The organism is Bartonella sp. B12(2025), assembly GCF_053795135.1.
Window position 1 is genome coordinate 39,247 of the sequence record NZ_CP200031.1, and the last position, 26,767, is coordinate 66,013.

The following is a 26,767-nucleotide window of genomic DNA, read 5'->3' on the forward strand; positions in this document are numbered from 1 at the left end:
GATCAATTTGGTAAAGCGTCAGCTCTGATTTGATGAGTTTTCGGCGATTGCATTATTTGATGTCTGATTGCAGATGCCAATAATATTGCCGGGATCATGATGAGCCACGTTCATATAATATATAACCCGTTTGTTATACAGGAAACGGAAGATACTGGTTCATTGGTGATGGCAAGCATCTCCTCCAGAAAATTTTGCGATTCAGCCTTTACACTCTTTTCCGCAAAATAACTCAATGAGTTTACGTCATGGCGACGATTGAAATGGCATCATAGCTCTTCTGATGCGTGAAAATCGTCTTAGATTGCTTCGGTTCCATTTTTCCTTTACGCTTGAACGACATACTGTGACGAATGAGAAAAGCTGTTCAAATGTTTCTCAAATCCGCGTCTCAATAATTCATAAATTTCCTGTACATCGTCTGTTTTAGCACACCGAAAACTAGCAGAGGGAATAACCATAGATGTAAGATTATCTTGCGTATATGTAGAGTTCACTTCGATACAAAAGCTCCAAATTTCCCTGCACTTCATATTGCTTTATCAATGCAACTAATCGCTGCAAATATTCTTGCTGATAGCTAGCAATTGCGCGTTGTGCTTGAGTTGAAGAGCGACTCATTCCAATAAAATCGTCAGATGGGATCGTCATTGTCCAATTATGTGTATGGAGAGCAATTTTTTCTGGACTTATTCCAAAGCCATTGCTCATTTCTTGTAAAAAATCGAAATTACGATAATAACGAGAATAATGAGGGCTCATTTCCTCCAATAATGTCTCATAAGCGCTTAAAAATTCGCTATGTTTAAAATCGCGATTATTTTGGATGACAGCCATTACACCACCAGTTCGGAGTTGATCTGAAACAGCGCGAAGCAATTTGGGACGATCCATCCACTGAAATGCTTGTGCAACCACGACGAGATCTATTTCGCTGATTTGGGGCAATATGCTTTCGGCACGGCCTTGATACCACTGCACAGTAGGAAACTTTTTTTGCCCTTGCTTAATCATGTCTGTTGATACATCGATAGCATGGTATTGATGTTCGTTTCCCAAAAGTTTGACAATTCCTTCTAATGCTATTCCTGTCCCAGCTCCCACATCCACGATGGATAAGTGTTTTTTGTTCTTTAAGGGGAGCAGCATGATTTGAAACAAGGTGAGGGGATAGCGTGGGCGATAGCGATCATAATCATCAGCCAATCCGTCAAACTTTTCATTTTGTGGTTGAACACTTTGTATCATAGAGTGTTACCCTCCTTTGCTGGCATCCATAATTTAAAAGCTCTCGTTTCTCCAGTATGTCAAGTATAAATCCTGTAATTTTTCTTTCCATAAGATTGATGCTTACACTCTCTTCTTCTTCAAATGATGTGTTTGGGAGCTCGATCACAATCAGACCGAGATTCCATGCGTTTCGAAAAAAATCCGTCCAAATTCTGGTGCGATTATTGCTTTGATATCCTTAGCCAGAATTGAACTTACGGCTTTCTCACGAGAACGATCACTTCCAAATACTCCATTGCAAAAGTTGATATCACCCATTCGTACGGTATCAGCAAATACAGGTTGAAAGTCTTCAAAAAAGAATGAGGTTGTCATGATAATGTTTATCTCTCACCTCATGCGCTCTAATTCTAAAAAATTCATAAGTTTATGTTTATAAAAACGGTTATTGGAAAATAGCTCTCTTTATGCTTATTGAGAAGTATTGTTGAAAAAATATTTTTATACTCTTGCCATTCTGCTTATGCGCTTTATTTGAAAAGTAGAATTGCGCTTTAATGAAGCTGTTTTATTAGGAAACAGATCGTGATATTTCGAATGGAGATTATGTAATATTCTCAAACTTTTTTGTTTTTCTTTATTTTTTTTAGCCTGAATTCCTCTGGCTAAAAGTATTGGGGACTTTTCTAGCTTCGATGTTATGGCGGGGATTTTGTAAGATGCTGTAATAAATACGGGTGTCAGAGGGGGTAGGTTTATCTTTATTTATTCGTTTTTTGGGGTGCGCAAACAAGGGTTTGCTCTGAGGGTTTTTGCGCCTTGTAATAATGTTGAGCTCTGTTGGAGGAGGTTCCTATGAAAAAATTATATTTAACACCAAATTTGGTTAAAGCGGTCTCTTTAGGAACCGCAATGGCTACGCTTCTATCAGGTGTTACTCCTGTTTTTGCTGCGAATTTGGCAATAACAGGGCAATTGAATTTAAGTACAAACGGTGTAAATGTTGCATATTCGAAGGGAAGTCATGGTAGTATTGTTTTGTCTGGTGATGATGATGCCTGTGGTGTGGATAATGTTACGGGTCGTGGTGGTTCATCAAAAACAGGTACAGAAATAACCGCAAAAGAACAGTACAACAGATTTATCAATAATCAGCAATTTGGCGCTTATACTCCTTACGGTACTATGACTCAACAGGCTGTTTGGACAGGTGATGGAACTACATCCAACAATGGTGGTTATATGGGAGTTATTACTACCCAGGGTGGTACAAATTTTTTACCTGAGGCTTATGGTATTTATTCGTTTGCAACGGGTTGTGGATCTTATGCATCAGGGAACTATTCAACAGCATTTGGCTCAGGGGCGACCACAAAGGCTGGTGGAGCACAAGCTTTTGGTGTTTCTGCGCTTGCAAGCGGTAAGGCAACTGTTGCTATGGGTGTAGGATCAGAGGCGTCGGGGGAAGCTGCTGTTGCTTTTGGTGGACTTGCAACTGCCTCTGGTCAAAGAAGCGTTGCTTTAGGTTCTGAAACAGAGGCAAGTGCGGATTACACGGTTGCTATAGGTGCACGGGCTGAAGCAAAAAATGTAGGTGCCATTGCTATAGGTGGTAATACTTACGCTAAGACGTTTCACTCCGTTGCTATTGGTATAAATGCACAGGTACTTGTTAATGATGGTGTTGCTGTGGGTGGTGGGTCTGTTTCTAATGTTGACAAGGACGTTCCTGGTTATGATCCTGCAACAGGTGAGAGCTCAACAAACAGCAGTATAGCATGGAAAAGTACTTCGGGGGCTTTTAGTGTTGGTGAAGTTGATAATGGTGGTACGCTAACACGACAAATTACAGGAGTGGCAGCGGGAAGTGCAGATACAGATGCTGTGAATGTGGCGCAGTTGAAAGCTATGAAAGATTTGGTATCAGGGACTTGGAAACTTGCTGTTAATGATGAAGCTCCTACGGATGTTAATGCAGGTAGTACAGTAAAGTTTGTAGCCATTGAGAAAACACAACAAAATAATAAAAAAAGTCAGAATCTCAAGATTAGCAAAGATGATCAAAACACTGTATCATTTGATTTGGCTGATAATATTACAGTGAAGAGTGTCACTGCAGGAAATACCCTTATGAATGAGTCAGGCTTTGGGTTTACTGAGGGTAGGGGGCCAAAAATAACAATGGGTGGTATTGATCTTAGAAATAAAAAGATTACAGGAGTGGCAGACGGAACTAGAGATAATGATGCGGTGAATTATAAACAGCTGAAAGATCTAAAAGATTCGGTCAGAACGAGCTGGCAGCTTTCTGTTAACGGTGAAGATGCTACAGCTGTTAATCCAGATTCTACGGTAAATTTGCAAGTGGCTGGCAATGAAAAGAAAAAGAATCTCAAGATCAGCAAAGATGATCAAAACACTGTAACATTTGATTTAGCTGATAATATTACAGTGACGAGTATCACTACAGGCAGGAGCATTATGAGTGATGATGGTTTTCTGTTTCTGGATGGTCAAGGACCAAGAATGACTTTGGACGGTATTGATGCTGGCGAAGCAAAGATTACAGGAGTGGCAAGAGGAGTCGCTGATAACGATGCAGTAAATGTTGCGCAGTTGAAGGAAGTGCAAAATAATATAGCAGGTAATGGTCTTGTTAAATGGGTTGAGGATCGGAAGCTTATTACCATTGGTAATGAAAAAGATGGCACAAAAATTGATATTGCAGGCAGTGAGGGAGATCGGACTATCACGGGTGTGAAAGCAGCAGTGAATGGTAATGAGGCTGTTAATAAAAAGCAACTCGACAGCATTATAGCAGATACTTCTGATAGTATTAAACATAATATTCTTGTTAAGCAAGATGGAGAGAATGCTCCTATCACCGTTGGTAAAGAAAGGGGTGGTACGACAGTTAATATTACAAACAAATCGGGTGAAGATAGGATAATTTCTGGTGTAAAAGCAGCAGTGAATGATAATGACGCTGTTAATAAAGCACAGCTTGATGGCCATATTACGGATCTTACTGCCAGTATTAAAAGTGCGAAAGATTTTTCAGTTCGCTATGATAAAAACAGAGATAACACTGTTAATTATAACAGTGTCACTTTGGGTAACGATGAGAGTAAAGGACCAGTCGCTCTCTTAAATGTCAAAGATGGTAATATTAAGGAAAACTCAACTGATGCTATCAATGGTGGCCAAATTAATAAAATATCTCAGAATATTGCAGAATTTTTTGGTGGTAATGCAGAATTTAGCGGTGGTGTCTTTACAGGGCCGAGATATAATTTATCTACTGTTGGTGTAGATGGTAAAGTAGCACAGCGTGAATATAATGACGTTGGCTCAGCTTTAACAGGGCTTGATTCGAATATCAAGAATGTTAATCAAAATTTGATAAATACAATGAATGACGTTGCTTCTTATTTTGGTGGTGGCGCTGGATATGATAATAATGGAGGATGGAGAGCTCCTACTTTCACGGTTTCCGAAATCAATGCTAATGGCACGACTTCTAAGAAGAACTATGATAATGTTGCTGATGCTTTCGGTGGTATCAACAGTTCTATCACGGATATTTATAATCAGATTAATAATGTGGCAGGCGATAGTCTTGTTAAATGGATCGAGGAGCAGAAACTTATTACCGTTGGTAGAGAAAAAGGTGGCACGAAAATTGATGTTGCAGGTAGTTGGGGAGAGAGAATTATTACCGGTGTTGCAGATGGGAAAATCAGCAACGGCTCAACCGAAGCAATAAATGGTTCCCAGCTTTTCACTATTGCAGATACTATATCGCAGTATTTTGGTGGTGATACAGATGTATATAATGATGTTGGACCAGATTATGTTATTCAAACCGATACATATGATAATGTTTTTGATGCTTTTGATGGTGTAAATAATTCTATCACGGATATTTATAATCAGATTAATAACATAGCAGGCGATAGTCTTGTTAAATGGGTTGAGGGGCAGAATCTTATTACTGTTGGTAAGGAAAAAGGCGGTATGAAAATTGATGTTGCAGGTAGTGATGGAAAGAGAATTATTGCCGGTGTTGCACATGGGGAAATCAGCCAAGATTCAACTGAAGCAATAAATGGTTCACAACTTTATTATATGGGTGGCAGGATTGCTGCTTATTTTGGTGGCGGTGCTAGTTATGAGAATGGAAATTGGGTAGATCCTACTTTCAAGATTGCTCAATTCAATGCTGATGGCACAACTGTTGAGAAGAAGTATAATAATGTTGCTGATGCGCTTGGTGGTATTAATGATGGGATATCAAATATTAATAACCGCATCAATGATGCCATCAATGACGCCATCGAAAAGGCAGATTCAGACGCGTTAAAGTGGAATAAAGGAAAAGGAGCATATGATGCTAGTCGCGACGGTCAGCCGAAAAAGATTATCAATGTAGCTGATGGTAAAATTGCCAAAGATTCGAAAGATGCGGTTAATGGTGGACAACTTTGGCAAACCAATGAACGTGTTGCGGATGTTGAACAGCAGGTTAATTATATTGAAAACAGGGTTGATAATATTTCAAATACGATTGGCGATATTGGTGATACGGTTAACGATATTAGGAATACAGTTAATAATATTTCTGAGGATGCTGTTCGTTATGAAAGGGATGAAGACGGCAAAAAAACCAATAAAGTTGTTTTGGAGGGCGGCGATGCTGGTGAGCCTGTTATAATTGATAATGTTGCAGATGGTCGTCTTGAAACGGGTTCAAAAGAAGCTGTAAATGGTGGGCAGCTCCACGATTACACTCAAGAACAGATGAAAATTGTTCTCGATGACGCAAAGCACTACACAGATCAACGGGTAAATAATATTGTCGTTGATGCGATTGACGATGCCGTTGAGCGCGCTAATAGCTACACCAATATGAAGTTTGAGACTTTGACTTATGACATTCAAAGTGTGCGAAAGGAAGCAAGACGAGCAGCAGCCATTGGTTTAGCAGTGTCTAATTTACGCTACGATAATACACCTGGAAAATTAAGCATTGCATTTGGTAGTGGCTTATGGCGTAGCCAGTCTGCATTTGCCTTTGGTGCTGGTTACACATCTGAGAGTGGAAATATTCGGTCCAATGTATCTGTCACCAGTTCTGGTAGTAGTTGGGGTGTAGGTGCCGGATTCTCTATGACACTGAATTAATAGTGAACAAAACACATTAGCAAAAATCCTTCTCGCTCTTGTCTTATTTAAGGCAAGGGCGAAAGTTTATTTCAACAAGAAGCAAATAAAATTAATATATTAGCTACTAAAAAGATCAATTTAAAAACAACATAAAGTAAGTAAATAATAAAACGTATGCTTCGTAAGAAAGTCCTTTTCTTGCTATCCTGTTTATAATTTGTAACAGAATAAAATCACCATACATACGCCTGTTCTCTCTTTTATAAAAAGCAGCTTGGAAGAGTATGAAACAAATTTATAGAGTAAAAGCTGTTTACCTCCATTATCAAAACATGTCTTTTTTATGTTATAAATATATCTGTTCGATTTTTTCATTGTGGAGCTTTTTGTGAAAAAATTATTTGTCATATCAAAGGGAAATGATATGGATCCTCGCATTGTTCTCGACGTTTTTTTGATTAAAAAGGCTTTCTTTGAAAACTGCGATCGTTACAGTTTAATCGAGTGTTTTCACTGTTTTGCGGGAAGTTTTGATTTAATAGAACAGATTCTTCAAAGTATGAGGAGTAGAACGGCAGTTTACTCTTAAGGAAACGATACAAGTAAAGTATTGTTTCTGTTGTTATTGGTGTTGACATAAAAGTTTAGAAAAGAGATTGCTGTTAATCCTGATATAGTGATAACGAAGGTAGCGATTGCTATTGGTTTTTGTGTGTGGGTTGAATAGGCATACGCTATGTTTTTTTGGGTTATCAGTTGCAGGCGCTAGGTGTGAATAGCATTTCTATAGTTATTAGTTTGGCAGTATCTAATCTACGTTACTATAATATATCTAGTTTTTAAGTGTTTTATTTGGTGCGAGATATGGCGTAGTCAATTAGCCTTTGCTATGGGAGTAGATTACACGTTTGAAAATGGAAAAACATTCTTGATCATTGGAGATTGGGGAGTAGGTGCGTGCTTACAATTGAAGCTGAGTTAATGCCTGAAAACAACTTTTTATAAGAAATTATAGTTTATTTTTTAGGAAGTGCGAATACTTTGACAGATACAAACAAGATCTAAATAGGTGTAAGCATAGTTTTGAACTATACACTATAACTCCTCAGGCTTTATAGAAATGCCTTAGTTAATTTTGTTAAAAAAAACATACAAAAATCAAAAATAATCTCTTTTTGTTTGCTAAAAAAAATTATTTTTCTCTTGATATTTCATTTAATAAACTATAGAAGTATGAGGAATCCTAGTAGAATTCGTTTTAAAGGTAAAGGTTTTAGAAGGGGGAGGAATATGTGTGCGAAGCAAAAAAACAAAATAAAACCACATACACATTATTGTGCTACACTTAACGAAAACGCAGCCTAGCCAAAAGTAAAATTCCTAAGAGACTCAAAGTCATCTTAAATATTGTAGCTTTTGCTTCATTTAATAAAATAACAACCCTCAACAAAAGACATTTTACAACAAACCTTTTCGCTAAGTAACTAAAACTATGTCACATAAAACGCTTTCAATATTCGAATTACACAAGGTCTCTTTATTTAAGTTTGCACAACAAAACAACACATCTGATTCCATTGAAACCTAAAGGCAGCCTTTTTATGTTCATTTAACATACTTACCGGTTTTCTTATTTAGGTCTCGTTATAGAAGGTACACACAAAACATAAACAAAAAACCCCAAATGTCCCACACTCTAAATAGTTATCTTCACTCCAGACTTCATTCGAGCGAATGGCTAGCACTAAAATGTGTTCTTTTTGTGTTTTGGGTATGTTTTAAAGTTTTTTTATTGGAGAGTTTATTATGAAAAAATTGCACACCACACGAATAGCCAGTAGTTTGAAGTCTTCTTGTTTTTCTTTTGTTAATGTCTTTTTATTGACCGAAATGGTTGTGATGTTATCGAATGTTTCACCTGTTTCAGCTGCGAATCTTGCAATAACAGGGGGTAGTCTTCTGGGTACAAACGGTGCCGGTACTTCGTATGCGAGGGGCAGTCATGGTAGTGTTGTTTTTTCTGGTGATGATGATTTCTGTGGTGCGGATGAAGTTATTGGTCGTGGAGGCCTTACTACAAATGGGGAGGGTGCGATAAGAGTAGAGGAGGAATACAAGAGATTTCTTGAATATACAGAGTTTGGTAAATATTCTCCTTATAGTGAGACCACTTCGCGAGAGGTTTGGAGTGGTAACGGAATGACAAGACCGGCTGTCAGTGGGGCGCCGGGTACTGGTTTTATGGGAAATACGACTGGTGGTCGTGGAAATATTTTGCCTGAAGCTTATGGTGTTTACTCTTTTGTGACGGGTTGTGGGGCTTATGCCTCAGGGAACTATTCAACAGCATTTGGTGCAAATTCAACTGCGCTTACTGGGGGATCTCAAGCTTTTGGTGTTGCTTCGCTTGCAAGTGGGAGGGTAGCTACCGCTGTCGGTGTAGGGTCAGAAGCATCTGGAAATTCCGCGATTGCTTTGGGTGGACTTACGGTTGCAAAGGGTGAGCATGGTGTTGCTATAGGCACGCGGGCTCAAGCTCAAGGGGCTAATTCTATTGCGATAGGTGGTGGTGAAGATGAGTCTTCAGTAATAGCGGCTGGTGAAAAGTCGATTGCTATAGGTTATCACTCTTCCAGTAAAGAGGATTCTTCAGTTGCTTTAGGTGCAAATGCGACAGTTCTTGTCACGGGGGGTGTCGCTGTGGGTTCTGGATCTGTGTCTCGGGCTGAAGCTGGTGTTTCTGGTTATGACCCTATAGGGGATAATTCGTCAGAAAATGGTACTGCGGCATGGAAAAGCTCTGCAGGAGCTTTTGCTGTTGGTGATTTTGGTACTTCTAAAAGTGGAACAACACGGCAAATTACAGGAGTGGCTGCTGGTGCTCAAGATACGGATGCAGTAAATGTTGCGCAGTTAAAAGCTGTAAGAGAATTTGCAACAAAAAAGTGGAGAGTTTCTGTTAATGGAGAAGAATTAATAGACGTTGAAGCAGATAGTACAATAGATTTTTCGGTTGGAAGTAAAGATTTAGAAATTATAGGAAGCAAAGACAGCAACAGATTGACATTTGATTTAGCGAAAGAAGTTACGCTGGATCGTATAAATCTAGGGGAAAATGTTTCCTTAGATGAGACAGGCTTAGTAATTACTGGTGGTCCTAAAATAACGACTGTTGGTATTGATGCCGGAGAGAAAAAAATTACGAATGTGGCAACAGGTACTGAAGATAGCGATGCAGTGAATTTTGCGCAGCTAAAGAAAACGGAACAACAGCTAAAGGATTCTTACTTCATTAAACAAGATGCCGAAACTGAGCATCTCATGATTGGTGCGGAAGCAGGTGGTGATACAGTTGATGTTTCTAACAAGAATAAAGAGAAGCGTGCTATTTCTGGTATAAAGGATGGTTTACTCTCGGAAACTTCAAGTGAAGCAGTAACTGGCTCACAGCTTTTTGCTGTGAAACAGGAGCTGAATACTATATCTGGTGATTTACAAACAACAGCCACGAGTATAGCAGAATTCTTTGGAGGAGATGCTAAATATGAGGATGGCACATGGACTGCTCCAACATTTAAGCTTAAAACTGTTAAAGAGGATGGCAGTTCCGAAGATAAGACTTATGATAATCTTGCAGCAGCTTTGACTGGAGTTGGCAGTTCTTTCACAAATATGCAGGAGAGCCTTAGCAAGGAGATTACTGAGCAGATTAATGATGAGATTGGCAATGTAAGAGGTGATAGTCTTGTTAAGAAAGACAAAGAAACGAATCTCATTAATATTGGTAAAGAGGTAAAAGGCACTGAAATCAATATTGCCAACAGTGAAAGTAATCCACGAACCCTTTCCGGTGTGAAAGCAGCAGTGAATGATGATGAAGCTGTTAATAAAGGTCAGCTTGATACAAGTATTGAGACTGTAAATAAGAATCTAACAACTAAGTTCAATGAATTTAGTCAGAGCGTAGAGAAGGTTACTCAAGAAGTTAAAGGTGATGCCTTATTATGGAGTGCGACTGATAATGCCTTTGTTGCTGACCATGGTGAGGATAGCTCAAAGAAAAAGAGCAAGATTACCCATCTTTTAGATGGAAAGATCGCTTCTGGCTCTACGGATGCGATTACGGGTGGTCAGCTCTATTCGCTGAACGAGCAGCTTGCGACATATTTTGGTGGTGAAGTTGAAGAAGGTGAGAATGGAGTTTGGAAAGCCCCTAGTTTGACAGTTCATACAGTTAAAGAGGATGGTAGCTCCGAAGATAAGACTTATGACAATCTTGCAGCAGCTTTGACTGGAGTTGGCAGTTCTTTCACAAATATGCAGAATAGCATTAACGATGAGATTACACAGAAGATTAATGATGAGATTGGCAATGTAAGAGGTGATAGTCTTGTTAAGAAAGACAAAGAAACGAATCTCATTAATATTGGTAAAGAGGTAAAAGGCACTGAAATCAATATTGCCAACAGTGAAAGTAATCCACGAACCCTTTCCGGTGTGAAAGCAGCAGTGAATGATGATGAAGCTGTTAATAAAGGTCAGCTTGATACAAGTATTGAGACTGTAAATAAGAATCTAACAACTAAGTTCAATGAATTTAGTCAGAGCGTAGAGAAGGTTACTCAAGAAGTTAAAGGTGATGCCTTATTATGGAGTGCGACTGATAATGCCTTTGTTGCTGACCATGGTGAGGATAGCTCAAAGAAAAAGAGCAAGATTACCCATCTTTTAGATGGGGAGATTGCTTCTGGCTCTACGGATGCGATTACGGGTGGTCAGCTCTATTCGCTGAACGAGCAGCTTGCGACATATTTTGGTGGTGAAGTTGAAGAAGGTGAGAATGGAGTTTGGAAAGCCCCTAGTTTGACAGTTCATACAGTTAAAGAGGATGGTAGCTCCGAAGATAAGACTTATGACAATCTTGCAGCAGCTTTGACTGGAGTTGGCAGTTCTTTCACAAATATGCAGGAGAGCCTTAGCAAGGAGATTACTGAGCAGATTAATGATGAGATTGGCAATGTAAGAGGTGATAGTCTTGTTAAGAAAGACAAAGAAACGAATCTCATTAATATTGGTAAAGAGGTAAAAGGTACTGAAATCAATATTGCCAACAGTGAAAGTAATCCACGAACCCTTTCCGGTGTGAAAGCAGCAGTGAATGATGATGAAGCTGTTAATAAAGGTCAGCTTGATACAAGTATTGAGACTGTAAATAAGAATCTAACAACTAAGTTCAATGAATTTAGTCAGAGCGTAGAGAAGGTTACTCAAGAAGTTAAAGGTGATGCCTTATTATGGAGTGCGACTGATAATGCCTTTGTTGCTGACCATGGTGAGGATAGCTCAAAGAAAAAGAGCAAGATTACCCATCTTTTAGATGGGGAGATTGCTTCTGGCTCTACGGATGCGATTACGGGTGGTCAGCTCTATTCGCTGAACGAGCAGCTTGCGACATATTTTGGTGGTGAAGTTGAAGAAGGTGAGAATGGAGTTTGGAAAGCCCCTAGTTTGACAGTTCATACAGTTAAAGAGGATGGTAGCTCCGAAGATAAGACTTATGATAATCTTGCAGCAGCTTTGACTGGAGTTGGCAGTTCTTTCACAAATATGCAGGAGAGCCTTAGCAAGGAGATTACTGAGCAGATTAATGATGAGATTGGCAATGTAAGAGGTGATAGTCTTGTTAAGAAAGACAAAGAAACGAATCTCATTAATATTGGTAAAGAGGTAAAAGGCACTGAAATCAATATTGCCAACAGTGAAAGTAATCCACGAACCCTTTCCGGTGTGAAAGCAGCAGTGAATGATGATGAAGCTGTTAATAAAGGTCAGCTTGATACAAGTATTGAGACTGTAAATAAGAATCTAACAACTAAGTTCAATGAATTTAGTCAGAGCGTAGAGAAGGTTACTCAAGAAGTTAAAGGTGATGCCTTATTATGGAGTGCGACTGATAATGCCTTTGTTGCTGACCATGGTGAGGATAGCTCAAAGAAAAAGAGCAAGATTACCCATCTTTTAGATGGAAAGATCGCTTCTGGCTCTACGGATGCGATTACGGGTGGTCAGCTCTATTCGCTGAACGAGCAGCTTGCGACATATTTTGGTGGTGAAGTTGAAGAAGGTGAGAATGGAGTTTGGAAAGCCCCTAGTTTGACAGTTCATACAGTTAAAGAGGATGGTAGCTCCGAAGATAAGACTTATGACAATCTTGCAGCAGCTTTGACTGGAGTTGGCAGTTCTTTCACAAATATGCAGAATAGCATTAACGATGAGATTACACAGAAGATTAATGATGAGATTGGCAATGTAAGAGGTGATAGTCTTGTTAAGAAAGACAAAGAAACGAATCTCATTAATATTGGTAAAGAGGTAAAAGGCACTGAAATCAATATTGCCAACAGTGAAAGTAATCCACGAACCCTTTCCGGTGTGAAAGCAGCAGTGAATGATGATGAAGCTGTTAATAAAGGTCAGCTTGATACAAGTATTGAGACTGTAAATAAGAATCTAACAACTAAGTTCAATGAATTTAGTCAGAGCGTAGAGAAGGTTACTCAAGAAGTTAAAGGTGATGCCTTATTATGGAGTGCGACTGATAATGCCTTTGTTGCTGACCATGGTGAGGATAGCTCAAAGAAAAAGAGCAAGATTACCCATCTTTTAGATGGAAAGATCGCTTCTGGCTCTACGGATGCGATTACGGGTGGTCAGCTCTATTCGCTGAACGAGCAGCTTGCGACATATTTTGGTGGTGAAGTTGAAGAAGGTGAGAATGGAGTTTGGAAAGCCCCTAGTTTGACAGTTCATACAGTTAAAGAGGATGGTAGCTCCGAAGATAAGACTTATGACAATCTTGCAGCAGCTTTGACTGGAGTTGGCAGTTCTTTCACAAATATGCAGGAGAGCCTTAGCAAGGAGATTACTGAGCAGATTAATGATGAGATTGGCAATGTAAGAGGTGATAGTCTTGTTAAGAAAGACAAAGAAACGAATCTCATTAATATTGGTAAAGAGGTAAAAGGCACTGAAATCAATATTGCCAACAGTGAAAGTAATCCACGAACCCTTTCCGGTGTGAAAGCAGCAGTGAATGATGATGAAGCTGTTAATAAAGGTCAGCTTGATACAAGTATTGAGACTGTAAATAAGAATCTAACAACTAAGTTCAATGAATTTAGTCAGAGCGTAGAGAAGGTTACTCAAGAAGTTAAAGGTGATGCCTTATTATGGAGTGCGACTGATAATGCCTTTGTTGCTGACCATGGTGAGGATAGCTCAAAGAAAAAGAGCAAGATTACCCATCTTTTAGATGGAAAGATCGCTTCTGGCTCTACGGATGCGATTACGGGTGGTCAGCTCTATTCGCTGAACGAGCAGCTTGCGACATATTTTGGTGGTGAAGTTGAAGAAGGTGAGAATGGAGTTTGGAAAGCCCCTAGTTTGACAGTTCATACAGTTAAAGAGGATGGTAGCTCCGAAGATAAGACTTATGACAATCTTGCAGCAGCTTTGACTGGAGTTGGCAGTTCTTTCACAAATATGCAGAATAGCATTAACGATGAGATTACACAGAAGATTAATGATGAGATTGGCAATGTAAGAGGTGATAGTCTTGTTAAGAAAGACAAAGAAACGAATCTCATTAATATTGGTAAAGAGGTAAAAGGTACTGAAATCAATATTGCCAACAGTGAAAGTAATCCACGAACCCTTTCCGGTGTGAAAGCAGCAGTGAATGATGATGAAGCTGTTAATAAAGGTCAGCTTGATACAAGTATTGAGACTGTAAATAAGAATCTAACAACTAAGTTCAATGAATTTAGTCAGAGCGTAGAGAAGGTTACTCAAGAAGTTAAAGGTGATGCCTTATTATGGAGTGCGACTGATAATGCCTTTGTTGCTGACCATGGTGAGGATAGCTCAAAGAAAAAGAGCAAGATTACCCATCTTTTAGATGGGGAGATTGCTTCTGGCTCTACGGATGCGATTACGGGTGGTCAGCTCTATTCGCTGAACGAGCAGCTTGCGACATATTTTGGTGGTGAAGTTGAAGAAGGTGAGAATGGAGTTTGGAAAGCCCCTAGTTTGACAGTTCATACAGTTAAAGAGGATGGTAGCTCCGAAGATAAGACTTATGATAATCTTGCAGCAGCTTTGACTGGAGTTGGCAGTTCTTTCACAAATATGCAGGAGAGCCTTAGCAAGGAGATTACTGAGCAGATTAATGATGAGATTGGCAATGTAAGAGGTGATAGTCTTGTTAAGAAAGACAAAGAAACGAATCTCATTAATATTGGTAAAGAGGTAAAAGGCACTGAAATCAATATTGCCAACAGTGAAAGTAATCCACGAACCCTTTCCGGTGTGAAAGCAGCAGTGAATGATGATGAAGCTGTTAATAAAGGTCAGCTTGATACAAGTATTGAGACTGTAAATAAGAATCTAACAACTAAGTTCAATGAATTTAGTCAGAGCGTAGAGAAGGTTACTCAAGAAGTTAAAGGTGATGCCTTATTATGGAGTGCGACTGATAATGCCTTTGTTGCTGACCATGGTGAGGATAGCTCAAAGAAAAAGAGCAAGATTACCCATCTTTTAGATGGAAAGATCGCTTCTGGCTCTACGGATGCGATTACGGGTGGTCAGCTCTATTCGCTGAACGAGCAGCTTGCGACATATTTTGGTGGTGAAGTTGAAGAAGGTGAGAATGGAGTTTGGAAAGCCCCTAGTTTGACAGTTCATACAGTTAAAGAGGATGGTAGCTCCGAAGATAAGACTTATGATAATCTTGCAGCAGCTTTGACTGGAGTTGGCAGTTCTTTCACAAATATGCAGGAGAGCCTTAGCAAGGAGATTACTGAGCAGATTAATGATGAGATTGGCAATGTAAGAGGTGATAGTCTTGTTAAGAAAGACAAAGAAACGAATCTCATTAATATTGGTAAAGAGGTAAAAGGCACTGAAATCAATATTGCCAACAGTGAAAGTAATCCACGAACCCTTTCCGGTGTGAAAGCAGCAGTGAATGATGATGAAGCTGTTAATAAAGGTCAGCTTGATACAAGTATTGAGACTGTAAATAAGAATCTAACAACTAAGTTCAATGAATTTAGTCAGAGCGTAGAGAAGGTTACTCAAGAAGTTAAAGGTGATACCTTATTATGGAGTAAGGCTGATAGTGCCTTTGTTGCCGATCATGGTGAGGATAGCTCAAAGAAAAAGAGCAAGATTACCCATCTTTTAGATGGGGAGATTGCTTCTGGCTCTACGGATGCGATTACGGGTGGTCAGCTCTATTCGCTGAACGAGCAGCTTGCGACGTATTTGGGTGGTGAAGTTGAAGAAGGTGAGAATGGAGTTTGGAAAGCTCCTACCTTTAGGGTAAAGGTTTTCAATGCTGATGGCACAGAAGCTGAGGAAAGCTACACGAATCTTGTCAGTGCTTTTGATGGTGTTAATGCTGCCTTCACGTATCTTAATAAAGAGCTTACCAATGAGATTAACAAAGTAGTAGATGGCAACATTGTGAAGCAAGATGCTGATACACGTGTTATCTCGATTGGTGGAGATAAGAGCGGTACTGAAGTTGCTTTTGCAAATATTGATGGTGCGGCGCGGACTCTTTCCGGCGTAAAAGCAGGAGTGCTTTCAGAATCGTCAGTGGAAGCTGTTAATGGTTCACAGCTTTATTCTATGAGTAACCAGCTTGCATCGTATTTTGGTGGAGGTGCTGGATATAAGAATGGAGAATGGGTTGCACCAATCTTCAAGGTTGTGCAGCTTGGTTCTGATGGTAAAGCGTTTGAAATGAAAGACTATGATAGTGTTTCAGGTGCTTTTGAAGCTGTCAGTGGAAGTCTATCGAGTATCAACGACCGGATTAGTGATGTTGAAAAGGATGTTGCCTCGCATGCTTTAGAAACGAATGTTGTAACTTGGAATGAGGCTGAGGGAGCTTATGACGTTAGTCATGGGGGAGCGGACAGCAAGGTTACGCATGTAGCGGATGGTGAAGTAAAACAAAATTCGAAAGAAGCTGTAAATGGAGGTCAGCTTTGGGAGACGAATGAGAGGGTTACGGCGGTTGAAAACAAGGTAGATACTATTGATAAACAAGTACAAGATATCGTAGAAGTAGCAGATGCTGTTGTTGCGTATGATAGAAATGAGGATGGAAAGAAAAAGAATAGTATTACCTTAGCGGGTGGAGATGAAAGTGCCCCTGTTTTGATAGACAATGTTAAAGATGGTAAAATTGAGGAAGGGTCTAAGGAAGCAGTAAATGGGGGTCAGTTACATGATTTCGAGGAAAGTACAAAACAGCAGATAGATCTTATTCTTGATGATGCAAAGAAATACACGGATGAACGTTTAACAAATGTCCTCATGGATGGTGTTCTTGGTGATGCTAAAGCCTATACTGATATGAAATTTGAGGCGTTAACTTATGGCATTGAGAGTGTCCGGAAGGAGGCGAGACAAGCAGCAGCTATTGGTTTGGCAGTATCTAATTTACGTTACTATGATACACCTGGATCTTTAAGTCTTTCATTTGGTACGGGTGTATGGCGCAGTCAATCGGCCTTTGCTATAGGAGCAGGTTATACATCTGAAAATGGAAATGTTCGTTCTAATCTATCTATAACGAGTGCTGGAGGTCACTGGGGAACAGGTGCTGGGATTACTCTGAGGCTGAGATGATAATGAACAGAACTGGTATCATTATGAAAAACGAAGTGTTTTAGTAAATATTCTGTTCGCCCTTTCCTTATTAGGAAAGGGCGAGAGCCTCGCCAACGAGAACAAGAGTGTTTATACGGTTCATCCACCGCACTTATCTGTTCCTAAGGGAGAACCTGGTGAAATACGTCGGACCGTTATGCAATTGATGGTAGAACAAACTGATTGAAAGAAAAGATTTTAGGAGATGGAGAAGTTATGCGTGTAAAGCAAAAAAAATGAAATAAAACCACATACACATTATTGTGCTACACTTAACGAAAACGCAGCCTAGCCAAAAGTAAAATTCCTAAGAGACTCAAAGTCATCTTAAATATTGTAGCTTTTGCTTCATTTAATAAAATAACAACCCTCAACAAAAGACATTTTACAACAAACCTTTTCGCTAAGTAACTAAAACTATGTCACATAAAACGCTTTCAATATTCGAATTACACAAGGTCTCTTTATTTAAGTTTGCACAACAAAACAACACATCTGATTCCATTGAAACCTAAAGGCAGCCTTTTTATGTTCATTTAACATACTTACCGGTTTTCTTATTTAGGTCTCGTTATAGAAGGTACACACAAAACATAAACAAAAAACCCCAAATGTCCCACACTCTAAATAGTTATCTTCACTCCAGACTTCATTCGAGCGAATGGCTAGCACTAAAATGTGTTCTTTTTGTGTTTTGGGTATGTTTTAAAGTTTTTTTATTGGAGAGTTTATTATGAAAAAATTGCACACCACACGAATAGCCAGTAGTTTGAAGTCTTCTTGTTTTTCTTTTGTTAATGTCTTTTTATTGACCGAAATGGTTGTGATGTTATCGAATGTTTCACCTGTTTCAGCTGCGAATCTTGCAATAACAGGGGGTAGTCTTCTGGGTACAAACGGTGCCGGTACTTCGTATGCGAGGGGCAGTCATGGTAGTGTTGTTTTTTCTGGTGATGATGATTTCTGTGGTGCGGATGAAGTTATTGGTCGTGGAGGCCTTACTACAAATGGGGAGGGTGCGATAAGAGTAGAGGAGGAATACAAGAGATTTCTTGAATATACAGAGTTTGGTAAATATTCTCCTTATAGTGAGACCACTTCGCGAGAGGTTTGGAGTGGTAACGGAATGACAAGACCGGCTGTCAGTGGGGCGCCGGGTACTGGTTTTATGGGAAATACGACTGGTGGTCGTGGAAATATTTTGCCTGAAGCTTATGGTGTTTACTCTTTTGTGACGGGTTGTGGGGCTTATGCCTCAGGGAACTATTCAACAGCATTTGGTGCAAATTCAACTGCGCTTACTGGGGGATCTCAAGCTTTTGGTGTTGCTTCGCTTGCAAGTGGGAGGGTAGCTACCGCTGTCGGTGTAGGGTCAGAAGCATCTGGAAATTCCGCGATTGCTTTGGGTGGACTTACGGTTGCAAAGGGTGAGCATGGTGTTGCTATAGGCACGCGGGCTCAAGCTCAAGGGGCTAATTCTATTGCGATAGGTGGTGGTGAAGATGAGTCTTCAGTAATAGCGGCTGGTGAAAAGTCGATTGCTATAGGTTATCACTCTTCCAGTAAAGAGGATTCTTCAGTTGCTTTAGGTGCAAATGCGACAGTTCTTGTCACGGGGGGTGTCGCTGTGGGTTCTGGATCTGTGTCTCGGGCTGAAGCTGGTGTTTCTGGTTATGACCCTATAGGGGATAATTCGTCAGAAAATGGTACTGCGGCATGGAAAAGCTCTGCAGGAGCTTTTGCTGTTGGTGATTTTGGTACTTCTAAAAGTGGAACAACACGGCAAATTACAGGAGTGGCTGCTGGTGCTCAAGATACGGATGCAGTAAATGTTGCGCAGTTAAAAGCTGTAAGAGAGTTTGCAACAAAAAAGTGGAGGCTTTCTGTTAATGGAGAAGAATTAACAGACATTGAAGAAGGTAATACAGTAGATTTTTTGGTTGGAAGTGAAAATTTAAAAATTATAGAAAGCGAAGACAGCAACGGACTGACATTTAATTTAGCGAAAGAAGTTACGCTGGATCGTATAAATCTAGGGGAAAATGTTTCCTTAGATGAGACAGGCTTAGTAATTACTGGTGGTCCTAAAATAACGACTGTTGGTATTGATGCCGGAGAGAAAAAAATTACGAATGTGGCAACGAGTACTGAAGATACCGATGCAGTGAATTTTGCGCAGCTAAAGAAAACGGAACAACAGCTAAAGGATTCTTACTTCATTAAACAAGATGCCGAAACTGAGCATCTCATGATTGGTGCGGAAACAGGTGGTGATACAGTTGATGTTTCTAACAAGAATAAAGAGAAGCGTGCTATTTCTGGTATAAAGGATGGTTTACTCTCGGAAACTTCAAGTGAAGCAGTAACTGGCTCACAGCTTTTTGCTGTGAAACAGGAGCTAAATACTATATCTGGTGATTTACAAACAACAGCCACGAGTATAGCAGAATTCTTTGGAGGAGATGCTAAATATGAGGATGGCACATGGACTGCTCCAACATTTAAGCTTAAAACTGTTAAAGATGATGGCAGTTCCGAAGATAAGACTTATGATAATCTTGCAGAAGCCTTGGCTGGAGTTGGTAGTTCTTTCACAAATATGCAGAATAGCATTAACGATGAGATTACACAGAAGATTAATGATGAGGTTGGCAATGTAAGAGGTGAGAGTCTTGTTAAGAAAGACAAAGAAACGAATCTCATTAACATTGGTAAAGAGGTAGAAGGCACTGAAATCAATATTGCCAACAGTGAAAGTAACCCACGAACCCTTTCCGGTGTGAAAGCAGCAGTGAAGGCTGATGAAGTTGTCAATAAAGGTCAACTTGATGCAAGTGTTAAGAGTGTAAGTGATAATCTGAAGGAAGAGTCCGAAAAGCTTACTCAGAGCATAGAAAGTATCTCTACAAAAGTTAAAGGTGATGCCTTATTATGGAGTGCGACTGATAGTGCCTTTGTTGCCGATCATGGTGAGGATAGCTCAAAGAAAAAGAGCAAGATTAGCCATCTTTTAGATGGGGAGATTGCTTCTGGCTCTACGGATGCGATTACGGGTGGTCAGCTCTATTCGCTGAACGAGCAGCTTGCGACATATTTTGGTGGTGAAGTTGAAGAAGGTGAGAATGGAGTTTGGAAAGCTCCTAGTTTGACAGTTCATACAGTTAAAGAGGATGGTAGCTCCGAAGATAAGACTTATGATAATGTTGCAGAAGCCTTGGCTGGAGTTGGCAGTTCTTTCACAAATATGCAGAATAGCATTAACGATGAGATTACACAGAAGATTAATGATGAGGTTGGCAATGTAAGAGGTGAGAGTCTTGTTAAGAAAGACAAAGCAACGAATCTCATTAGTATTGGTAAAGAGGTAGAAGGCACTGCAATCAATATTGCCAACAGTGAAAGTAATCCACGAACCCTTTCCGGTGTGAAAGCAGCAGTGAAGGCTGATGAAGTTGTCAATAAAGGTCAACTTGATGCAAGTGTTAAGAGTGTAAGTGATAATCTGAAGGAAGAGTCCGAAAAGCTTGCTCAGAGCATAGAAAGTATCTCTACAAAAGTTAAAGGTGATAGCTTATTATGGAGTGCGACTGATAATGCCTTTGTTGCCGATCATGGTGAGGATAGCTCAAAGAAAAAGAGCAAGATTAGCCATCTTTTAGATGGGGAGATTGCTTCTGGCTCTACGGATGCGATTACGGGTGGTCAGCTCTATTCGCTGAACGAGCAGCTTACGACATATTTTGGTGGTGAAGTTGACGGTGGTGAGAATGGAGTTTGGAAAGCTCCTAGTTTGACAGTTCATACAGTTAAAGAGGATGGTAGCTCCGAAGATAAGACTTATGATAATGTTGCAGAAGCCTTGGCTGGAGTTGGCAGTTCTTTCACAAATATGCAGAATAGCATTAACGATGAGATTACACAGAAGATTAATGATGAGGTTGGCAATGTAAGAGGTGAGAGTCTTGTTAAGAAAGACAAAGCAACGAATCTCATTAGTATTGGTAAAGAGGTAGAAGGCACTGCAATCAATATTGCCAACAGTGAAAGTAATCCACGAACCCTTTCCGGTGTGAAAGCAGCAGTGAAGGCTGATGAAGTTGTCAATAAAGGTCAACTTGATGCAAGTGTTAAGAGTGTAAGTGATAATCTGAAGGAAGAGTCCGAAAAGCTTGCTCAGAGCATAGAAAGTATCTCTACAAAAGTTAAAGGTGATAGCTTATTATGGAGTGCGACTGATAATGCCTTTGTTGCCGATCATGGTGAGGATAGCTCAAAGAAAAAGAGCAAGATTAGCCATCTTTTAGATGGGGAGATTGCTTCTGGCTCTACGGATGCGATTACGGGTGGTCAGCTCTATTCGCTGAACGAGCAGCTTGCGACGTATTTGGGTGGTGAAGTTGAAGAAGGTGAGAATGGAGTTTGGAAAGCTCCTAGTTTGACAGTTCATACAGTTAAAGAGGATGGTAGCTCCGAAGATAAGACTTATGATAATGTTGCAGAAGCCTTGGCTGGAGTTGGCAGTTCTTTCACAAATATGCAGAATAGCATTAACGATGAGATTACACAGAAGATTAATGATGAGGTTGGCAATGTAAGAGGTGAGAGTCTTGTTAAGAAAGACAAAGCAACGAATCTCATTAGTATTGGTAAAGAGGTAGAAGGCACTGCAATCAATATTGCCAACAGTGAAAGTAATCCACGAACCCTTTCCGGTGTGAAAGCAGCAGTGAAGGCTGATGAAGTTGTCAATAAAGGTCAACTTGATGCAAGTGTTAAGAGTGTAAGTGATAATCTGAAGGAAGAGTCCGAAAAGCTTGCTCAGAGCATAGAAAGTATCTCTACAAAAGTTAAAGGTGATAGCTTATTATGGAGTGCGACTGATAATGCCTTTGTTGCCGATCATGGTGAGGATAGCTCAAAGAAAAAGAGCAAGATTAGCCATCTTTTAGATGGGGAGATTGCTTCTGGCTCTACGGATGCGATTACGGGTGGTCAGCTCTATTCGCTGAACGAGCAGCTTACGACATATTTTGGTGGTGAAGTTGAAGAAGGTGAGAATGGAGTTTGGAAAGCTCCTAGTTTGACAGTTCATACAGTTAAAGAGGATGGTAGCTCCGAAGATAAGACTTATGATAATGTTGCAGAAGCCTTGGCTGGAGTTGGCAGTTCTTTCACAAATATGCAGAATAGCATTAACGATGAGATTACACAGAAGATTAATGATGAGGTTGGCAATGTAAGAGGTGAGAGTCTTGTTAAGAAAGACAAAGCAACGAATCTCATTAGTATTGGTAAAGAGGTAGAAGGCACTGCAATCAATATTGCCAACAGTGAAAGTAATCCACGAACCCTTTCCGGTGTGAAAGCAGCAGTGAAGGCTGATGAAGTTGTCAATAAAGGTCAACTTGATGCAAGTGTTAAGAGTGTAAGTGATAATCTGAAGGAAGAGTCCGAAAAGCTTGCTCAGAGCATAGAAAGTATCTCTACAAAAGTTAAAGGTGATAGCTTATTATGGAGTGCGACTGATAATGCCTTTGTTGCCGATCATGGTGAGGATAGCTCAAAGAAAAAGAGCAAGATTAGCCATCTTTTAGATGGGGAGATTGCTTCTGGCTCTACGGATGCGATTACGGGTGGTCAGCTCTATTCGCTGAACGAGCAGCTTACGACATATTTTGGTGGTGAAGTTGACGGTGGTGAGAATGGAGTTTGGAAAGCTCCTAGTTTGACAGTTCATACAGTTAAAGAGGATGGTAGCTCCGAAGATAAGACTTATGATAATGTTGCAGAAGCCTTGGCTGGAGTTGGCAGTTCTTTCACAAATATGCAGAATAGCATTAACGATGAGATTACACAGAAGATTAATGATGAGGTTGGCAATGTAAGAGGTGAGAGTCTTGTTAAGAAAGACAAAGCAACGAATCTCATTAGTATTGGTAAAGAGGTAGAAGGCACTGCAATCAATATTGCCAACAGTGAAAGTAATCCACGAACCCTTTCCGGTGTGAAAGCAGCAGTGAAGGCTGATGAAGTTGTCAATAAAGGTCAACTTGATGCAAGTGTTAAGAGTGTAAGTGATAATCTGAAGGAAGAGTCCGAAAAGCTTGCTCAGAGCATAGAAAGTATCTCTACAAAAGTTAAAGGTGATAGCTTATTATGGAGTGCGACTGATAATGCCTTTGTTGCCGATCATGGTGAGGATAGCTCAAAGAAAAAGAGCAAGATTAGCCATCTTTTAGATGGGGAGATTGCTTCTGGCTCTACGGATGCGATTACGGGTGGTCAGCTCTATTCGCTGAACGAGCAGCTTACGACATATTTTGGTGGTGAAGTTGACGGTGGTGAGAATGGAGTTTGGAAAGCTCCTAGTTTGACAGTTCATACAGTTAAAGAGGATGGTAGCTCCGAAGATAAGACTTATGATAATGTTGCAGAAGCCTTGGCTGGAGTTGGCAGTTCTTTCACAAATATGCAGAATAGCATTAACGATGAGATTACACAGAAGATTAATGATGAGGTTGGCAATGTAAGAGGTGAGAGTCTTGTTAAGAAAGACAAAGCAACGAATCTCATTAGTATTGGTAAAGAGGTAGAAGGCACTGCAATCAATATTGCCAACAGTGAAAGTAATCCACGAACCCTTTCCGGTGTGAAAGCAGCAGTGAAGGCTGATGAAGTTGTCAATAAAGGTCAACTTGATGCAAGTGTTAAGAGTGTAAGTGATAATCTGAAGGAAGAGTCCGAAAAGCTTGCTCAGAGCATAGAAAGTATCTCTACAAAAGTTAAAGGTGATAGCTTATTATGGAGTGCGACTGATAATGCCTTTGTTGCCGATCATGGTGAGGATAGCTCAAAGAAAAAGAGCAAGATTAGCCATCTTTTAGATGGGGAGATTGCTTCTGGCTCTACGGATGCGATTACGGGTGGTCAGCTCTATTCGCTGAACGAGCAGCTTGCGACGTATTTGGGTGGTGAAGTTGAAGAAGGTGAGAATGGAGTTTGGAAAGCTCCTAGTTTGACAGTTCATACAGTTAAAGAGGATGGTAGCTCCGAAGATAAGACTTATGATAATGTTGCAGAAGCCTTGGCTGGAGTTGGCAGTTCTTTCACAAATATGCAGAATAGCATTAACGATGAGATTACACAGAAGATTAATGATGAGGTTGGCAATGTAAGAGGTGAGAGTCTTGTTAAGAAAGACAAAGCAACGAATCTCATTAGTATTGGTAAAGAGGTAGAAGGCACTGCAATCAATATTGCCAACAGTGAAAGTAATCCACGAACCCTTTCCGGTGTGAAAGCAGCAGTGAAGGCTGATGAAGTTGTCAATAAAGGTCAACTTGATGCAAGTGTTAAGAGTGTAAGTGATAATCTGAAGGAAGAGTCCGAAAAGCTTGCTCAGAGCATAGAAAGTATCTCTACAAAAGTTAAAGGTGATAGCTTATTATGGAGTGCGACTGATAATGCCTTTGTTGCCGATCATGGTGAGGATAGCTCAAAGAAAAAGAGCAAGATTAGCCATCTTTTAGATGGGGAGATTGCTTCTGGCTCTACGGATGCGATTACGGGTGGTCAGCTCTATTCGCTGAACGAGCAGCTTACGACATATTTTGGTGGTGAAGTTGACGGTGGTGAGAATGGAGTTTGGAAAGCTCCTAGTTTGACAGTTCATACAGTTAAAGAGGATGGTAGCTCCGAAGATAAGACTTATGATAATGTTGCAGAAGCCTTGGCTGGAGTTGGCAGTTCTTTCACAAATATGCAGAATAGCATTAACGATGAGATTACACAGAAGATTAATGATGAGGTTGGCAATGTAAGAGGTGAGAGTCTTGTTAAGAAAGACAAAGCAACGAATCTCATTAGTATTGGTAAAGAGGTAGAAGGCACTGCAATCAATATTGCCAACAGTGAAAGTAATCCACGAACCCTTTCCGGTGTGAAAGCAGCAGTGAAGGCTGATGAAGTTGTCAATAAAGGTCAACTTGATGCAAGTGTTAAGAGTGTAAGTGATAATCTGAAGGAAGAGTCCGAAAAGCTTGCTCAGAGCATAGAAAGTATCTCTACAAAAGTTAAAGGTGATAGCTTATTATGGAGTGCGACTGATAATGCCTTTGTTGCCGATCATGGTGAGGATAGCTCAAAGAAAAAGAGCAAGATTAGCCATCTTTTAGATGGGGAGATTGCTTCTGGCTCTACGGATGCGATTACGGGTGGTCAGCTCTATTCGCTGAACGAGCAGCTTGCGACGTATTTGGGTGGTGAAGTTGAAGAAGGTGAGAATGGAGTTTGGAAAGCTCCTACCTTTAGGGTAAAGGTTTTCAATGCTGATGGCACAGAAGCTGAGGAAAGCTACACGAATCTTGTCAGTGCTTTTGATGGTGTTAATGCTGCCTTCACGTATCTTAATAAAGAGCTTACCAATGAGATTAACAAAGTAGTAGATGGCAACATTGTGAAGCAAGATGCTGATACACGTGTTATCTCGATTGGTGGAGATAAGAGCGGTACTGAAGTTGCTTTTGCAAATATTGATGGTGCGGCGCGGACTCTTTCCGGCGTAAAAGCAGGAGTGCTTTCAGAATCGTCAGTGGAAGCTGTTAATGGTTCACAGCTTTATTCTATGAGTAACCAGCTTGCATCGTATTTTGGTGGAGGTGCTGGATATAAGAATGGAGAATGGGTTGCACCAATCTTCAAGGTTGTGCAGCTTGGTTCTGATGGTAAAGCGTTTGAAATGAAAGACTATGATAGTGTTTCAGGTGCTTTTGAAGCTGTCAGTGGAAGTCTATCGAGTATCAACGACCGGATTAGTGATGTTGAAAAGGATGTTGCCTCGCATGCTTTAGAAACGAATGTTGTAACTTGGAATGAGGCTGAGGGAGCTTATGACGTTAGTCATGGGGGAGCGGACAGCAAGGTTACGCATGTAGCGGATGGTGAAGTAAAACAAAATTCGAAAGAAGCTGTAAATGGAGGTCAGCTTTGGGAGACGAATGAGAGGGTTACGGCGGTTGAAAACAAGGTAGATACTATTGATAAACAAGTACAAGATATCGTAGAAGTAGCAGATGCTGTTGTTGCGTATGATAGAAATGAGGATGGAAAGAAAAAGAATAGTATTACCTTAGCGGGTGGAGATGAAAGTGCCCCTGTTTTGATAGACAATGTTAAAGATGGTAAAATTGAGGAAGGATCTAAGGAAGCAGTAAATGGGGGTCAGTTACATGATTTCGAGGAAAGTACAAAACAGCAGATAGATCTTATTCTTGATGATGCAAAGAAATACACGGATGAACGTTTAACAAATCTCCTCTTAACAAATGTCCCCATGGATGGTGTTCTTGATGATGCTAAAACCTATACTGATATGCAGTTTGAACTGTTAAATGATGGTATTGAGGATGTTCAGAAGGAGGCGAGACAAGCAGCAGCTATTGGTTTGGCAGTATCTAATTTACGTTACTATGATACACCTGGATCTTTAAGTCTTTCATTGGCTGCAGGTATATGGCGCAGTCAATCGGCCTTTGCTATAGGAGCAGGTTATACATCTGAAAATGGAAATGTTCGTTCTAATCTATCTATAACGAGTGCTGGAGGTCACTGGGGAATAGGCGCTGGGATTACTCTGAGGCTGAGATGA

The 26,767-nt window shown here is 40.2% G+C and carries 5 protein-coding genes and 1 pseudogene; 4 read left to right on the top strand and 2 right to left on the bottom strand.

Annotated features, from left to right (window positions below):
• Positions 1–471: 471 nt before the first annotated feature.
• Both V3564_RS00230 and V3564_RS00235 read right to left on the bottom strand, forming a co-directional pair.
• Positions 472–1,248 carry a class I SAM-dependent methyltransferase gene (locus tag V3564_RS00230; protein ID WP_455480867.1) on the bottom strand — a complete coding sequence of 259 codons (777 nt, stop codon included), beginning with the start codon at positions 1,246–1,248 and terminating at the stop codon, positions 472–474.
• Between the two features lie 150 nt (positions 1,249–1,398).
• Positions 1,399–1,605 (bottom strand): hypothetical protein, encoded by a 207-nt coding sequence (locus tag V3564_RS00235; RefSeq protein WP_455480868.1) that lies wholly within the window; start codon positions 1,603–1,605, stop codon positions 1,399–1,401.
• 480 nt (positions 1,606–2,085) lie between these two features.
• On the opposite strand from V3564_RS00235, the gene V3564_RS00240 reads away from it, so the two are divergent.
• The 4 genes and pseudogenes from V3564_RS00240 (at position 2,086) to V3564_RS00255 (ending at position 26,767) form a co-directional block, all read left to right on the top strand.
• Positions 2,086–6,414, top strand: coding sequence for a Vomp family autotransporter (locus V3564_RS00240; protein WP_455480869.1), 4,329 nt, complete (start codon positions 2,086–2,088; stop codon positions 6,412–6,414).
• Positions 6,415–8,202: 1,788 nt separating this feature from the next.
• Entirely contained in the window at positions 8,203–17,100 is an 8,898-nt protein-coding gene (locus tag V3564_RS00245) for a Vomp family autotransporter (RefSeq protein ID WP_455480870.1), read from the top strand.
• Positions 17,101–17,102: 2 nt separating this feature from the next.
• Positions 17,103–17,284, top strand: a pseudogene (locus V3564_RS00250) (invasion associated locus B family protein); the annotation flags it as partial.
• Positions 17,285–17,854: 570 nt separating this feature from the next.
• Positions 17,855–26,767 carry a Vomp family autotransporter gene (locus V3564_RS00255; RefSeq protein WP_455480871.1) on the top strand — a complete coding sequence of 2,971 codons (8,913 nt, stop codon included), beginning with the start codon at positions 17,855–17,857 and terminating at the stop codon, positions 26,765–26,767.

Excerpts from the sequence above, each read along its gene's own strand:
- V3564_RS00230 (WP_455480867.1), bottom strand. The coding sequence starts at position 1,248 with ATGATACAAAGTGTTCAACCACAAAATGAAAAGTTTGACGGATTGGCT.
- V3564_RS00240 (WP_455480869.1), top strand. The coding sequence starts at position 2,086 with ATGAAAAAATTATATTTAACACCAAATTTGGTTAAAGCGGTCTCTTTA.
- V3564_RS00235 (WP_455480868.1), bottom strand. The coding sequence starts at position 1,605 with ATGACAACCTCATTCTTTTTTGAAGACTTTCAACCTGTATTTGCTGAT.
- V3564_RS00245 (WP_455480870.1), top strand. The coding sequence starts at position 8,203 with ATGAAAAAATTGCACACCACACGAATAGCCAGTAGTTTGAAGTCTTCT.
- V3564_RS00255 (WP_455480871.1), top strand. The coding sequence starts at position 17,855 with ATGAAAAAATTGCACACCACACGAATAGCCAGTAGTTTGAAGTCTTCT.